Source organism: Amycolatopsis sp. WAC 01376, from assembly GCF_003947415.1.
Taxonomy (GTDB): Bacteria; Actinomycetota; Actinomycetes; order Mycobacteriales; family Pseudonocardiaceae; genus Amycolatopsis.
In genome coordinates, this window is record NZ_QHKL01000003.1 from 803980 (window position 1) to 819224 (window position 15245).

Genomic DNA, 15245 nt, shown 5'->3' on the forward strand with positions numbered 1-15245 from the left:
GGTCCTCACAGATGGTGGGCGAAGGATTCGTACGGTGCGTCAGGCTCGCCGGTCGGTTCGAAGTGGCCGATGTTCTCCAGCGACGTCCACCATTCGTCCCGCGGTTTCCACGCGGCCCGGACCCGCATGCCCATCCGGACGTCGGCGGCGTCGCAGCCGAGGACGAGATGCAGGAACGCGATGTCCGCGCCGTCGAGCAGGATGTACGCGGCCACGTACGGCGGTTTGATCTTCTGCCCGAGGAACGGCACGTTCACGATGCAGAACGTGGTGACGATGCCGGTGTCGGGCAGTTCGATCTCGTCGGTGGTCGGGACGCCGTCGGTCGGGCAGGCGCCGCGTGGCGGGATGTAGACCTTCTCGCAGGACGGGCAGCGCTGGCCGATCAGCTTCCCCTCGGCGAGCCCGCGTAGGTACCGGCTTTCCTCCGGTGACGCGGAATGCTCGTACCGCAGGTGGATCGGCGTGATCACCACGCTGACCGGCGCGCCCTCTTCGCGTTTCGCGATCGGGGGAGGCGCCTCGGTGGATTCTGTGTCGGGGCCGTCGGCGGGGACGAAGTAGGCGATGTCCCGGATGTGGCCGACGGTCTCGTCCGCCCAGCGGATCCGCACTCGCTGTCCAGTGTGGACGCTCGCGGGGGAGCCCGCGTCGACCGCGTGCAGGATCGACGTGTCGGCGCCGTCGAGCCGGATCAGCGCCCAGGCGAACGGCCGCGACAACGGCTGGCCGTCGAGGGGTTCGGCGATCCAGGACCAGGAGACGATCTCGCCCTCGGAGGCCACCGGCACGAAGTCGGACAGCACCTCGGCGGTCACGGGATCGTATTCCAGCGGCGGCACGTGCACGCGGCCGTCACTGCCGCGAACGCCTTCGACGCGGCGCTCGCGCAGGGCGTTGACGAACCGGCCGAGCACGGGGCCGACCGAGCGGGTGTAGTCGAAGCCCACGTTGAGCGGGGCCGACAGCGGGAGTTCGGGTGCGCTCACCGTTTGAGTGAAACACGTTCTCGATTTTCCGGCAAGATCGGTCGTGTCGGGCCCGCTGACGGTTGCTCTTGAGTGGAACACGTTCTAGATTTGCGGGTATGTCGACTGCCACCGGGACACTTGGGGTCTGGAACATCGCCGCGCAGGAGCCGGAGCGGGTCGCACTCGTCGATCCGGACGGCCGCTCGATCGGCTACGGAGAGCTCGCCGCGAAAGCGAACGCCTACGCGCGAGGGCTTCAGGCGCTCGGGCTCGAGGCCGGGGACGTGATCGTCGTCCTGCAGCCCAACGGCGACGAACTCGTCGCGGCCTATTTCGCCGCCATCCAGTCGGGTCTGTACATCGTGGTGGTCAACTGGCATCTGGTCGGGCCGGAGGTCGCCTACATCCTTTCCGACAGCGGCGCCAAGGCCTTCCTCGCGCACGAACGCTTCGCCGACGTCGCGATCGCCGCCGCCGACGAGGCCGGGATCCCGGAACGCGGGCGATTCGCCGTCGGCGACGTCGAGGGCTTCCGCCGGATCGAGGAACTCGGCTCCGGCGAGGGCGACGGGCGTCCGGAGCGGCGCACCGCGGGCTCGCCGATGCTGTACACGTCCGGGACCACGGGACGGCCCAAGGGTGTCCGGCGGCCGCTGACCGGCGCCGACCCCGACTCCGTTCCGGGCGCGTCGACGTGGTTCTTCGGGATCTTCGGCCTGGCGCCGCACGACGAGCACGTGCACCTGTGCGGATCACCGCTCTATCACACGGCGGTGCTCAACTTCGTCGCCATCTCGCTGCAGCTGGGGCATACCGCGGTGCTGATGGACCGCTGGGACGCCGAGGACATGCTGCGGCTGATCGAGCGGCACCGCGTCACGCACAGTCATATGGTCCCGACACAGTTCCGCCGCCTGCTCGCGCTGCCGGACGACGTCCGCGCGGCCTACGACCTGAGTTCGCTGCGCGTGATGATCCACGGCGCCGCGCCTTGTCCGCTGGAGGTCAAACGCCGGATGCTCGACTGGTGGGGGCCGGTCGTCACCGAGTACTACGCGGCCACCGAGGGCGGCGGGACGGCGATCTCGGGGGAGGAGTGGCTCGAGAAGCCGGGTTCGGTGGGGCTGCCGTGGCCGGGTTCGACGATCAAGATCCTCGACGACGAGGGCACGGAACTGCCCGCCGGCGAGACCGGCACCGTGTACATGAAGATGGGCGACTCGAAGTTCGAGTACCACAAGGACCGGGCCAAGACGGACAAAGCGCGCGTCGGGGACCTGTTCACGCTCGGCGACGTCGGGCATCTCGACGAGGACGGTTACCTCTTCCTGCACGACCGCAAGGCGGACCTGATCATCTCGGGCGGGGTCAACATCTACCCGGCGGAGATCGAGGGCGAACTGGTGATGCACCCGAAGATCGCCGACGTCGCGGTGTTCGGTGTCCCGCACGAGGACTGGGGCGAGGCGATCAAGGCCGTCGTCGAGCCCGTGGACGGCGTCGAGCCCTCCGACGAGCTGACCGCGGAGATCCTCGAGTACGCGGCGTCGCGGCTCGCGAAGTTCAAACTCCCGCGTTCCGTCGACTACTTGCCCGAACTCCCCCGCGACCCGAACGGGAAGCTCTACAAGCGCAAGCTCCGCGACCCCTACTGGGCCGGTCACCCCGTCCCCTGACGCGTTTAGTCCTCTCGATGCGGTGCTTGCGCGTGCAACTACCCGCATCGAGAGGACTAAATGCGGGGGTTAGCGGCCCCTGAAGACGGGTTTGCGCTTCTCGGCGAAGGCGCGGGGGCCTTCCTTCGCGTCTTCGCTCGCGAAGACCTCGATGCCGTACTGGGCGTCGAGCTTGAAGGCCTCTTCCTCGTGCATGCCCTCGGTGTCGCGCAGGGTCTTGAGGATCGCGCGGACCGCGAGCGGGCCGTTCGCGGAGATGAGGCTTGCGAGTTCGAGAGCCTTGTCCAAGGCCTGCCCGTCCGGGACGACGTGGCCGATCAGGCCGATCTCCAGCGCCTCGGCCGCCTTGATGTGCCGTCCGGTCAGCAGCAGGTCCGCGGCGACGGTGTACGGGATCTGGCGGGGGAGCCGCACGGCCGAACCGCCCATCGGGAACAGGCTCCAGCGCGCCTCGGAGACGCCGAACTTCGCGCTCTCGCCCGCGACGCGGATGTCGGTACCTTGCAGGATCTCCGTGCCGCCGGCGATCGCGGCGCCTTCGACGGCGGCGATCAACGGCTTCGTCAGCCGGCGGCCCTTGAGCAGGCCCTCGATCCGGCTGGGGTCGAACGTGCCCTTCTCGAACGAGTCGGACGGCGAGTTCTTCGACATCGACTTCAGATCCGCGCCCGCGCAGAACGCGCCACCCGCGCCGGTGAGCACACAGCAGCGGATGTCGTCGTCCTCGTCGACCCGGTTCCACGCCTCGACCATGATGCCGAGCATCTCGCCGCTGAGCGCGTTGCGGGCCTCGGGCCGGTTCATCGTGACCACGAGGGTGTGTTCGATCTTTTCCACCAGTGCGTGCGGTTCGCCCACCACGTTTTTCAAAGTTTCAGCCTCCCAAGGAGCGGCCATTGCCCGGAACGATAACATGTTCTACTTTGAAGGAGTGGCACTCAATATCGCGGATCTACTCGAGCACGCCGTCGACGCCGTGCCGGAGCGCATCGCGGTCGTCTGCGGCGATCGGCGGGTCACCTTCGCCGAACTGGAAGAGCGCGCCAACCGGCTGGCGCACCATCTCGCCGCACACGGCGTGGGACCTGGAGCCCACATCGGTGTCTATTCCCGGAACTCGATCGAGGCACTGGAATCGATGATCGCCGCGTACAAGCTGCGCGCGATCGCGGTCAACGTCAACTACCGTTACGTCCACGGCGAATTGCGGTACCTGTTCGACAACGCCGACCTCGTGGCGCTGGTCCACGAGCGCCAGTATTCGGACAAGGTGGCCGCCGTCCTGCCGGAGACGCCGAAACTGAAACACGTTGTCGTCGTCGACGACGGAAGCGACGGCGATTACTCGTCCTACGGCGGCGTGGACTACGAAGCCGCGCTCGCCGAAGGCTCGCCCGAGCGGGACTTCGCCGAACGCAGCGCCGACGACATCTACATCCTCTACACCGGCGGCACCACCGGCTATCCCAAGGGCGTCCTGTGGCGTCACGAGGACATCTGGCGCGCGCTCGGCGGCGGCATCAACTTCGTCACCGGCGAGTACGTCCCGGACGAATGGACGCTCGCCGAACAGGGCAAGTCGGGCAGCCTGGTCCGGCTCCCGGCCGCGCCGCTGATCCACGGTGCCGCGCAGTGGGCCGCGTTCGGCGCGCTGTTCACCGGCAGCCCGGTGGTGTTCGTCCCGCGGTTCGACGCGCACGACGTCTGGAAAGCCGTGCAGGACAACAAGGTCCAGGTGCTCACCATCGTCGGCGACGCGATGGCGCGGCCGCTGATCGACGCCTACCGCGAGGGCGACTACGACGCGTCGTCGATCGTCGCGGTGTCGAGTCACGCGGCCCTGTTCTCCCAGTCGGTGAAGCAGGAATTCCTGTCGCTGCTCCCGCATGTGGTGATCACCGACGCGATCGGATCCTCCGAAAGCGGGTTCACCGGCATCGGCATGGTCAGCAAGGACAGCGATCATTCCGCCGGCCCGCGGGTCAACTTCGGCAAGGACGCGATCCTGGTGGACGACGACGGCGGGCTCGTCGAGCCGAAACCGGGCGCGATCGGGCTGATCGCGCGGCGCGGGCACGTTCCACTCGGGTACTACAAGGATCCCGCGAAGAGCGAGAAGATCTTCGTCGAGATCGACGGCAAGCGGTACGTCGTCCCGGGTGACTACGCGCGCTACGAGGACGACCTCACGGTGACCCTGCTCGGCAGGGGGTCGCAGTGCGTGAACACCGGCGGCGAGAAGGTGTACCCGGAGGAAGTCGAGGGCGCGCTGAAGTCGCATCCGGACGTCTTCGACGCGCTCGTCATCGGCCTCCCCGACGACCGGCTCGGCCAGCGGGTCGCCGCGGTGATCCAGCCGAGGGCGGGCAAGGAGCTCGACTTCGCCGCGATCGAGGCGCATGTGCGGACCGAGATCGCCGGGTACAAGGTGCCACGCAGTCTGTGGCTCGCCGAGGAGATCGGGCGCTCGCCCAGCGGCAAACCGGACTATCCGTGGGCGCAGCGTTACGCCGCCGAGCACGAGCCCGTCACCATCCAACCGGCGTAAGGAGTTTCATGCGGACGTCTCTGTGCGACCGGCTCGGGATCGAGCTGCCGATCGTCGGGTTCACCCCGTCCGAACACGTCGCCGCGGCGATCAGCCGGGCGGGTGGTCTCGGCGTGCTGGGCTGCGTGCGGTTCAACGACGCCGCCGAACTCGACTCCGTCCTGTCCTGGATGGACGAGAACACCGGCGGCAAACCGTACGGCGTCGACATCGTCATGCCTGCCAAGATCCCGGCCGAAGGGACGTCGATCGATCTCGCGAAACACATCCCCCAGGGGCATCGCGACTTCGTGGAGCGCACTCTGCGTGACCTCGCGGTGCCGCCGCTGCCGGACGACACCGACGAACGCGCGGGAGTGCTCGGCTGGCTGCATTCGGTCGCGCGGGCCCATGTCGAGGTCGCGCTGAAGCATCCCATCCGGCTGATCGCCAACGCGCTGGGGTCACCGCCGGTGGACGTCATCGAGCAGTGTCACGCGAAGGGAGTACCGGTCGCGGCTCTGGCGGGCAAGGCCGAACACGCCGTCCGGCACGTCGAGAACGGCGTGGACATCGTTGTGGCGCAAGGATATGAGGCGGGCGGGCACACCGGCGAGATCGCGTCGATGGTCCTGCTGCCCGAGGTGGCGGACGCCGTCGGCGACCGTGTCCCGGTGCTCGCCGCCGGCGGGATCGGTTCGGGCAGGCAGGTCGCGGCGGCGCTCGCGCTGGGCGCGTCCGGGGTGTGGATGGGTTCCTTCTGGCTCGCCACCGAGGAATACCTCCAGACCATGGGGGATTCCGAGGCGATGCAACGCGCGCTGGTCGCGGCGGGTTCGTCCGACACCGTCCGGACGCGGATCTACACCGGCAAACCGGCGCGGCTGCTCAAGACGCGGTGGACCGAGGCGTGGGCCGCACCCGACGCGCCCGAACCGCTGCCGATGCCGTTGCAGAACCTGCTGGTGTCCCACGCGCACAACCGGATCCACCACGCCGCGGATCCGAGTGTGGTCTCGATGCCCGTCGGGCAGATCGTCGGGCGGATGGACCGGGTGCGCCCGGTCGCCGACGTGATCTCGGAGCTCGTGTCGGGATACGAAGAAGCACTGTCGCGTTTGGACAAGACCCGCTGAAGTCGACGGGTAAGGCGAAACGTGGCGTGTTGCGTGCGATGTCGGCTCGCGCCGCGGCCTGATGCCCCCGATGTGGCATTGGGGACGCTGACCGCCCCCAATGCCACATCGGGGGCATGCCCGGCTTTCGCTGCCTTCCCCCGAACGCCATGAACGGTCCGTTACTTGCAAATTTCGCAAGTAACGGACCGTTCATGGCATGCCGTGCGAGGAAACCTAGAGACCGGCGGCCGCGTTCTTGATCGCGGTCGCGAAGGTGCTCACCTCGGTGTAGACGCCGGGAGCGTGCGCCCGCGCGCACCCCTCGCCCCAGCTGGTGATGCCGACCTGGATCCAGGCACCGGCGCTGTCGCGACGGAACATCGGGCCGCCCGAGTCACCCTGGCAGGTGTCGACGCCGCCGGAGTTGACGTTGCCCGCGCAGATCTCGGCGCTGGCGATCAGGTCGGCGTAGCTGCCGCCCTGCGCCTTGCAGGTCGAGTCGGAGACGAACGGCACGTTGGCCTTGAGCAGGTAACGCTGCTGCGCTCCGCCCTCGGTCGCGGCACCCCAGCCCGCGACGGTGAACGTGCCGCTGTTGTTGGCCGCCGAGGTGTTGATCGGCAGCGTCGGGATGCCGGTGACCGGGCTCGCGAGCTTGATCAGGGCCCAGTCACCACCGGTGGAGGTGGGGTAGGTCGGCGACCGGTGCACGTAGGTCGACTTGACCTTCTTGGCCGCGGTGCTCTGCAGGTCCACGACACCGAGGGTGGCGGTGATGCCCGTGTTGGCCCCGGTCCGTGACACGCAGTGCGCGGCCGTCAGCACGATCTGCGGAGTGTAGAGCGCACCGCCGCAACCCATGGAAAGCCTTACCATCCAAGGAAATTCGCCCTGAGCGGCACGGGTCCCACCGACCACATCGGTGGACGGCGGCTCCGCGGCGACGGCTTGCGGAGCCGTGGCGAGACCCGCCAGGGTTCCGGCCGCCGCGACGGCGATCAGGGATTTTTTGAGCAGGCTGAACCGACGCTTGATGTTCAAGGGTTCATTCCTTCCGGCTGTCCACAGTTGAGGCAGGGAGACTGACTGCGGCCAACTGACTACAGCAGGTGGACATACACCGGGACAACCAACTTTCTTCGGATCTTTCAGCCTTTGGTGGTGATTAACGGACGTTCGGGCCGAGCCGCCGACGAATGGCGTAGCCCAGAGCGCCCAACGCCAGTACTCCTGAACCGGTGAGCACCGAAACCGCTGGAAGGCTGAACCCGAGCACGGCGCAACCGAGCAGACCCGCGATGGGGATGATCCGACGTGCGGGGCGCAGGGTCAGCGCGCTGGCGTTCGCCACGGCGTAGTAGGCGAGCACCGCGAACGAGGAGAAACCGATCGCGCCGCGGAGGTCGAGGGTGCTCGCGAGCAGGGCGACGACGACACCGACGGTCACCTCGGCCCGGTGCGGGACGCCGAAGCGAGGATGCACCGCGGTCAGGTAGCGGGGGAGATGCCCGTCGCGCGCCATGGCCAGCGTGGTCCGCGAGACACCCAGGACGAGCGCGAGGAGGGAGCCCAGCGCGGCGATCACGGCGCCCACCCGCACCGCGGGCGTGAGCCACGACCAGGACGACCTCTCGACGCCCTCCGCGATCGGGTCCGGGCTGCGGCCGAGCAGATCCGGGCCGAGGTGGTACAGCAGGACGAGGGCGAGAACGGCGTAGACGACCAGTGCCAGCCCGAGTGCGATCGGCACGGCGCGCGGGATGGTGCGCGCCGGATCGCGGACCTCCTCGCCCAGCGTGGCGATCCGCGCGTAGCCGGCGAACGCGAAGAACAGCAGGCCGGCGGCCTCGAACACGCCGCCGAGCCCGGGAGCGGGCAGCGGGCCCGGCAACGCCGTCGTCACCGTGCCGCCGAAGAGCATCGCGGCCACCGCGAGCGCCAGGATTGTCAGGGTGACGGACACGATCAGCCTGGTCGCGAACGCCGAGCGCTGGACACCGCGGTAGTTCAGCCCGGTCAGCGCGGCCACGACGGCCACCGCGAACACGCTCCGCCACGGCTGCCCGAGCCCTGGCGCGGCGTAGGTGACCACGGTCAGTGTCATCGCCGCGCAGCTGGCCGTCTTGCCGACCACGAAACCCCAGCCGGCGAGATACCCCCAGAACTCGCCAAGGCGTTCGCGTCCGTAGACGTAGGTCCCGCCCGAAGCCGGGTACAGCGCGGCCAGCCTGGCCGACGACGTCGCGTTGCAATAGGCGATCACGGCGGCGATGGCGAGCCCGGCGGGGAGCCACGCTCCCGCGGCCCTGGCGGCCGGGGCGAAGGCGACGAAGACCCCGGCCCCGACCATCGAGCCGAGTCCGATGAAGACCGCGTCGCGGACGCCGATCCGCCGAATGAGGGTGCCCTTTTCGTCCACGAGTGTGAGCGTGGCATGAACACTTCGTTCGGGTCAGTACAGGGCAGGTGAATTCGGCCTAAGATCTGGACAGTGAGAACACGTTCACCGAGAGTCCATCCTTCTGCCGACGGCCCTGTTCGAGACGGAATTCCCGAACACGGCCGCGTTCCACGCTATTACGCGGTCAAAGTCGAACTGCTCGACGTGATCTCCGAATTGGGGCAAGGAGCGGCACTTCCCACGGAACGGGAACTGTCCGAACGCTTCGAGGTTTCCCGCGCCACGGTCCGCCAGGCCGTCGGTGAACTCGTCCTCGAAGGACGCCTGAGCAGGCGACAAGGCAGCGGCACGTACGTGGCGGGCCCGAAGCTCGTCCAGCCGCTCGCTTTGGTGAGTTACACCGAAGGACTCAGGAGGCAGGGCATTCAGCCTGGCCGGAATTTGATCTCGCTGGAACGTCGTGAGGCGGGTCCATCGCTGGCTTCGGAACTGGAAATCGATCCCGACGACGACGTGATCCACATCGAGCGGGTGCTGCTCGCCGACGACGAGCGGGTCGGGCTGGAATCGACCTATCTCACCGCCGAGCGATTCCCGACGCTGATGGATGTGTTCGATCCCACACAGTCCCTCTACGCCTGTTTGCGGGAACGGCTCGGGGTGGTCTTCGACGGCGCCGAGGAGCGTGTCGAGACCGTGCTCGCCACTCCTCGCGAGGCGTTGTTGATCGGGACGAACCCGGCGCTGCCGATGCTGCTGATGCACCGGACGTCGTGGGGGACCGACGGCGTCCCGTTCGAGCGCGTCCGGTCGCTGTTCCGCGGCGACCGGTTGTCCTTCGAAACCCGCCTCGGACGGGTGGAGTAGCCAGGCTCCAGTCGCGGTATTTGTACTTTCAACGACCGCATCCAGAGGACGAAACGCGGAGCCTAATGTAACGCGAAGATAACAGGTCTGGTCCACATTTCGGGGGCACTTCACCTGGGGTTAGGGCTGGGGTCACGGAGCGTTGGTGCGCGCGGACGAACGTCTGCGGGGTGCGAATCCTCATCATCGGCGGCGGAGTGCTCGGCACCCAGCACGCCTGGCAGGCCGTCGAACGCGGCCACGACGTCGTCCAGATCGAACGCGAACCCGAGGCCAGGGGCGCGTCCGTACGCAACTTCGGGCTGGTCTGGGTCGGTGGCCGTGCCAGTGGTCCCGAACTGGAGACGGCGGCGCGGGCGCGCGTGCTGTGGGAGCGCATCGGGGAACGCGTCGAAGGGATCGGCTTCCGGCCGAACGGCTCCCTCACCGTCGTCCGCACGGAGGCCGAACTCGCCGTCGCGCGGGCGGCGGCCGCCACCACCGAGGACCGCGGCTTCAAACTGCTCGACGCCGCCGAGACCCGCGAGCTGAACCCGGCCCTGCGCGGCGACTTCCTCGGCGCGCTCTGGTGCGATCGCGACGCCGCCGTCGAACCGCGCGTCGCTCAGCCCGCCCTGCGCGCCGAACTGGCGAAATCCGGCCGCTACACCTGGCTGCCCGGCCGTGAGATCCGCGACCTGACCGATCGCGGCGTCGTCGACGACACGGGCGAAACCCACGAAGGCGACGTCGTGGTGCTGTGCACCGGCGCCTGGACCGGTGGCCTGGTCAAGGAACTCGCCGGGCAGACCCCGGTCCGCCGGGTGCGGTTGCAGATGGCGCAGACCGAGCCGCTCGGGGAAACCCTCACCACCACGGTCGCCGACGCGGACAGCTTCCGCTACTACCCGGCGTACCGCGGTGCCGAACTCGACGGCCTCGATGCGGGCCAGCCACAGGGCGAGATCGCCGCCGCCAACGCCATGCAGCTGCTCATGGTCCAGCGCCTCGACGGCTCGCTGACCATCGGCGACACCCACGAATACGACGAGCCGTTCTCCTTCGACACCACCGAAGACCCGTACGACCACCTGGCCGAGGTCGCCGGGGCGCTGCTCGGACGGCCGCTCCCGCGGATCGCCCGCCGCTGGGCCGGCGTCTACGCCCAGACCATCGACACGTCCCGGATCGTGCACCGCGCCCGCGTCGCGGACAACGCGTGGCTCGTCACCGGTCCGGGTGGCCGGGGCATGACCTGCTCGCCCGCCATCGCCGAAGACACCGCCGAGGAGCTTTCATGGTGAACACCGAACTCGTCGTCCTGGACATGGCCGGGACCACCGTCGCCGACGACGGTCTGGTGATCCGCGCCTTCACCGCGGCGATCGCCGCCGCCGGTGTGTCCGAAGAGGACAGTCGCTTCCCCGGCATGCTCGACTACGTCGTCGAAACCATGGGGCAGTCCAAGATCGTCGTCTTCCGCGCGCTGCTCGAAGGGGACGAGGAACTCGCCCAGCGCGCGAACACCGCGTTCCAGGACGCCTACGGCAAGCTCGTCGCCGACGGCCACTGCGAGCCGATCCCCGGCGCCGAGGAGACGATCCAGGAGCTGCGCGCCCAAGGGGTGAAGGTCGCCCTCACCACCGGTTTCGCCGCCAGTACCCAGAACGCCATCCTGGACGCACTGGGCTGGCACGGCCTCGCCGACGCCGTACTGGCGCCAGGCGAGGGTGTTCGTGGCCGCCCGTTCCCGGACCTCGTCCTCGCCGCCGCGCTGCGGCTCGAAATCACCGACGTCCGCCGCATCGCCGTCGCCGGTGACACGCCTTCGGACATCCAGACCGGGCTGACGTCCGGCGCTTCACTCGTCGCCGGAGTGCTCACCGGATCGGCGAAGAAGCCGGAACTGGAAGCCGCCGGCGCCACCCACGTCCTCGAATCCGTCCGCGACCTCCCCGCCCTGCTGTCCCCCAAGGAGCTTTGACGCCATGAAGAAACTCGCGGCCGCCGCCCTCACCGGGCTGCTCGCCCTCACCCTGGCCGCCTGTGGCGGAACCGCCGGCGGCGCTTCCGGCGACCAGACCGTCACGCTGTACACAGTGGACGGTCTCGAAGACTGGTACGCCCAGCGTTTCGAGGAGTTCAAGGCCAAGACCGGCATCACCGTGCAGGCGGTGACGGCCGGCTCCGGCGAGGTCGCCTCGCGGGTGGAGAAGGAGAAGGCCAACACCCAGGCCGACATCCTGGTCACCCTCCCGCCGTTCATCCAGCGGGCCGCGTCGCAGGGCCTGCTCGCCACCGCGGCGCCGTCCGGGATCGACCAGGTCCCCGCCGGGCAGAAGGACGGCCAGGGCCGCTACTTCGCCGTCATGAACAACTACCTCAGCTTCATCCGTAACCCGCAGGTCTCGCCCAAGACCTGGGACGATCTCCTGTCGCCCGCGCTCAAGGGCAAGCTCCAGTACTCGACCCCCGGCGAGGCGGGCGACGGCACCGCGGTCCTGCTGCAACTCCAGCACGTCCTCGGCGACCAGGGCGCGCTCGACTACCTCGCGAAGCTCGAAGCCAACAACGTCGGCCCGTCGTCCTCCACCGGCAAGTTGCAGCCGAAGGTGGCCAAGGCCGAGATCCTGGTGGCCAACGGCGACGTGCAGATGAACCTCGCCGCGATCGAGAAGAGCGGCGGTTTCGAGGTCTTCTTCCCGGCCGACGCGCAGGGCAAGCGGTCCACGTTCGCGCTCCCGTACTACGCGGGTCTCGTGAACAACGCGCCGCACGCCGAGAACGCCAAGAAGTTCCTGGACTTCCTGCTCTCGCCCGAGGTGCAGGGCAAGGCCGTCGACGCCTTCGGTGCCCCGTCGCGGACCGACGTCACGCCGTCCGGGCCGCGGGCGGACAAGGTGAAGGCCGCGCTCGACGGCGTCGAGATCTGGCAGCCCGATTGGAACGCCGTCCTCGCGAAGCTCGACGCCGACCTCGCCGCGTACAAGAAGGCCGTGGGCCGATGACCCCGGCGGTCGAATTCCGCGGGGTGTCCGTCCGGTTCGGACAGACGACCGCCCTCTCGCCACTGGACCTCACCGTGGCGAGAGGGGAGACACTGGCGATGCTCGGCCCGTCGGGCTCCGGCAAGTCGACGGCGTTGAAGGCGCTCGCGGGTTTCGTCGTACCGAGCACCGGCCGGGTCCTGCTCGACGGCGAGGACGTCACCGCCCTGCCGCCGCACCGGCGCGGTCTCGGCGTGGTCGTCCAGAGCTACGCGCTGTTCCCGCACATGCGCGTCGAGGCCAACGTCGCCTTCGGGCTCAAGGCACGGAAAACACCCCGCGCCGAGACGGCGACCCCGATGGCCGAGGCGCTCGACCTGGTCGGGATGGGCAAGTACGCCCGCCGCTATCCGCGCGAGCTTTCGGGCGGGCAGCAACAGCGGGTCGCGCTCGCACGGGCGCTGGCGATCCGCCCGCGGGTGCTGCTGCTCGACGAGCCACTGTCCGCTTTGGACGCCGCCCTGCGCGAGGACATGGTCGCGGAACTGCTGCGGCTGCGGGCCGAACTGCCCGACACCACGCTGATCTACGTCACCCACGACCAGGGCGAGGCGCTGGCGCTGGCCGACCGGATCGCCGTCATGCGCGACTCGAAGCTGGTCGAACTCGGGCCGAGCCGCGAGCTCTACCAGCGCCCCTCGACGGAGTTCACGGCGAGCTTCCTCGGCGCGTCCAACCTCATCCCGGTCGAGCTGATCCAGGCCGACGGCACCAGGGTCCGGCTCGGCGGCCGTGAACTCGCCGCCGACCCGTCCGGGACGATCCGCGCGGGGCAGCCCGTCGCGCTCGGCGTCCGGCCGCATCGGGTCGGCATCACCGCGGTCGACGCCCTCGCCGCGCTGCCCGCCGTGCTGCGCGGTGTCCAGTGGCGTGGCACGGGTTTCCGGCTCGACCTCGAACTCGCACACAACGGGGACGAGGTCCGGGCCGAAGTGCCGGACATCGAGGGACTGCCTGGCGTGGGGGAGAAGGTCGGAGTGTCCATTCCGGACGGTTGCCCGCTGGTGGGTGTCGGATGACCGGTCTCGCGCTGGCCGCGACGGCGGCACCGGCGCGGCGACAGGAGAAACAGCCCGGCCGTGGCTGGCTCCTGCTGCCACCGGTGCTCGTCCTGCTCGGCTTCTTCGGCTACCCGCTGGTGCTGGTCGTCCTCCAGTCGCTGGAGTCGAAGACCGGCGAGTTCGGGCTGTCGGTGTGGCTGGACGTCCTGGGTTCGGCGGAATTCCGGGACGCCGCCTGGAAGACCGTCGTGCTCGCGCTCGGCGCCACGGCGGGCTGCGTGGTGCTGGGAACGTTCCTGGCACTGGTGATCGCGTTCGTGCCGTTCCCCGGCGCGCGGACGCTTTCGCGGCTGGTGGACACCGTGCTCGCGTTCCCGTCGTTTCTCATCGCGCTCGCGTTCACCTTCATCTACGGCAGCGCCGGAATCCTGGGCGCGGGCGGATTCCTGTACTCGCCGTTCGGGATCCTGCTGGCGGAGATCACCTTCTACACGCCGTTCGTGATGCGGCCGGCGCTCGCCGCGTTCGGGCAGGTGTCGTCGGCGCAGATGGAGGTCGCGGCCAGTCTCGGCGCGAAACCCGGCAGGGTGCTGCGTCAGGTCATCCTGCCGGAAGCCTTGCCGTCACTGGCTTCCGGCGCCTGCCTGACCATGCTGCTGGCGATGAACGAGTTCGGCATCGTGCTGTTCCTCGGCGCCAAGGACGTCACGACGCTGCCGATGCTGGTCTACGGCAAGGGGATCGTCACGTTCGACTTCCCGCAGGCGTGCGTCATCGCGGTGGTCAACGTCGTGTTCTCCCTCGCCCTGTACGGAACCTACCGGCGACTGACGAAGGGAGGCCGTCGTGCTGCTGTGGACAAGGCGTAGCCGGATACTGCTGTGGGCCATGTTCGCGGTGCTGTTCACCGCGATCGTGCTGGCCCCGCTGCTGATGATCGTGCTGGCGTCGGTCGCCGGGAACTGGACGGGACTGCTGCCGGGAACGCTCACCGGCTCGCATTTCGCGCAGGCGCTGTCCGGGGAGACCTTCGCGAGCCTTTCGGTGAGCATCCAGACCGGTGTCATCGCGTCGGTGGTCTCGGTGCTGCTGGGGACTTGGGCCGCGCTGGCGTCGCAGTCCGCTGGCCCTGGGGTGCGGAAGGCCGTCGACACCCTGTTCCACCTGCCGATCGCCGTGCCGTCAGTGGTGCTGGGGCTGGCGCTGCTGGTCGCGTTCAGCCGTCCGCCGCTCGCCTTCAACGGCACACGCTGGATCGTGCTGCTGGGGCACGTGATGATCCTGCTGCCGTTCTCCTACAGCACGGTCTCCGCCGCGATCGCCCGGATGGACCCGCTGCTGGCGCAGGCCGCGGCGAGCCTCGGCGCGGGGCCGGTCCGCGTGCTGCTACGGGTGCGGCTGCCGGTCCTGCTGCCGTCGATCTCAGCGTCGGCGAGTCTCGCGCTGGCGATGTCGATGGGCGAACTGGGCGCGACGATGATGCTGTACCCACCGGACTGGCGGACGCTGCCCGCGAGCATTTTCGCGCTCACGGACCGGGGACAGGTGTTCCTGGCGTCGGCGAGCACGGTGCTGCTGCTGGCCGTCACGCTCGCCGGGGTGGTGCTCCTCGGTCTGGCCCGCGGCCGCGCGGCGCAGCGATGATGCAACCGGCGGTG

At 69.0% G+C, this 15245-nt stretch carries 14 protein-coding genes; 10 read left to right on the forward strand and 4 right to left on the reverse strand.

Going from position 1 to position 15245, the window contains the following annotated elements; all coding sequences use genetic code 11:
* Positions 1-5: 5 nt before the first annotated feature.
* Positions 6-989, reverse strand: a complete 984-nt coding sequence (locus DMH03_RS20600; RefSeq protein WP_125793608.1) for a Zn-ribbon domain-containing OB-fold protein — start codon at positions 987-989, stop codon at positions 6-8.
* A gap of 98 nt (positions 990-1087) precedes the next feature.
* Here DMH03_RS20600 and DMH03_RS20605 point away from each other — a divergent pair, with 98 nt between their 5' ends.
* Complete coding sequence (locus tag DMH03_RS20605) at positions 1088-2647, forward strand: acyl-CoA synthetase (RefSeq protein ID WP_125793609.1); 1560 nt, start codon at positions 1088-1090, stop codon at positions 2645-2647.
* 69 nt (positions 2648-2716) lie between these two features.
* Here the strand turns inward: DMH03_RS20605 and DMH03_RS20610 are convergent, their stop codons facing one another.
* The gene (locus DMH03_RS20610; protein ID WP_125793999.1) at positions 2717-3505 is read right to left on the reverse strand and encodes a crotonase/enoyl-CoA hydratase family protein; all 789 of its coding nucleotides are present in this window, start codon (positions 3503-3505) and stop codon (positions 2717-2719) included.
* A 73-nt stretch (positions 3506-3578) separates the two neighbouring features.
* Between DMH03_RS20610 and DMH03_RS20615 the strand changes: the two genes are divergently transcribed.
* Positions 3579-5195, forward strand: coding sequence for an acyl-CoA synthetase (locus tag DMH03_RS20615; protein WP_199748949.1), 1617 nt, complete (start codon positions 3579-3581; stop codon positions 5193-5195).
* 8 nt (positions 5196-5203) lie between these two features.
* Positions 5204-6310 carry a nitronate monooxygenase family protein gene (locus DMH03_RS20620; protein WP_125793611.1) on the forward strand — a complete coding sequence of 369 codons (1107 nt, stop codon included), beginning with the start codon at positions 5204-5206 and terminating at the stop codon, positions 6308-6310.
* Positions 6311-6526: 216 nt separating this feature from the next.
* Here DMH03_RS20620 and DMH03_RS20625 read toward each other — a convergent pair whose 3' ends face one another.
* A complete protein-coding gene (locus DMH03_RS20625) occupies positions 6527-7333 on the reverse strand; it encodes a trypsin-like serine protease (RefSeq protein WP_125793612.1) in 807 nt (268 codons plus the stop codon).
* Positions 7334-7457: 124 nt separating this feature from the next.
* Positions 7458-8711: an APC family permease gene (locus DMH03_RS20630; RefSeq protein ID WP_125793613.1), complete on the reverse strand. Its 1254-nt coding sequence runs from the start codon at positions 8709-8711 to the stop codon at positions 7458-7460.
* Positions 8712-8783: 72 nt separating this feature from the next.
* On the opposite strand from DMH03_RS20630, the gene DMH03_RS20635 reads away from it, so the two are divergent.
* The 7 genes from DMH03_RS20635 (at position 8784) to DMH03_RS20665 (ending at position 15231) form a co-directional block, all read left to right on the forward strand.
* Complete coding sequence (locus tag DMH03_RS20635; protein WP_125780178.1) at positions 8784-9560, forward strand: GntR family transcriptional regulator; 777 nt, start codon at positions 8784-8786, stop codon at positions 9558-9560.
* A 170-nt stretch (positions 9561-9730) separates the two neighbouring features.
* The gene (locus DMH03_RS20640; RefSeq protein WP_125793614.1) at positions 9731-10843 is read left to right on the forward strand and encodes a TIGR03364 family FAD-dependent oxidoreductase; all 1113 of its coding nucleotides are present in this window, start codon (positions 9731-9733) and stop codon (positions 10841-10843) included.
* Positions 10837-11523: a phosphonatase-like hydrolase gene (locus tag DMH03_RS20645; protein ID WP_125793615.1), complete on the forward strand. Its 687-nt coding sequence runs from the start codon at positions 10837-10839 to the stop codon at positions 11521-11523. The genes DMH03_RS20640 and DMH03_RS20645 overlap by 7 nt, the downstream gene beginning before the upstream one ends.
* A 4-nt stretch (positions 11524-11527) precedes the next feature.
* Entirely contained in the window at positions 11528-12547 is a 1020-nt protein-coding gene (locus tag DMH03_RS20650; protein WP_125793616.1) for a 2-aminoethylphosphonate ABC transporter substrate-binding protein, read from the forward strand.
* A complete protein-coding gene (locus DMH03_RS20655) occupies positions 12544-13605 on the forward strand; it encodes an ABC transporter ATP-binding protein (RefSeq protein WP_125793617.1) in 1062 nt (353 codons plus the stop codon). Before DMH03_RS20650 ends, DMH03_RS20655 begins: the two co-directional genes overlap by 4 nt.
* The gene (locus DMH03_RS20660; protein WP_125793618.1) at positions 13602-14456 is read left to right on the forward strand and encodes a 2-aminoethylphosphonate ABC transporter permease subunit; all 855 of its coding nucleotides are present in this window, start codon (positions 13602-13604) and stop codon (positions 14454-14456) included. The genes DMH03_RS20655 and DMH03_RS20660 overlap by 4 nt, the downstream gene beginning before the upstream one ends.
* Positions 14434-15231 (forward strand): ABC transporter permease, encoded by a 798-nt coding sequence (locus tag DMH03_RS20665; protein ID WP_125793619.1) that lies wholly within the window; start codon positions 14434-14436, stop codon positions 15229-15231. Before DMH03_RS20660 ends, DMH03_RS20665 begins: the two co-directional genes overlap by 23 nt.
* Positions 15232-15245: the final 14 nt, after the last annotated feature.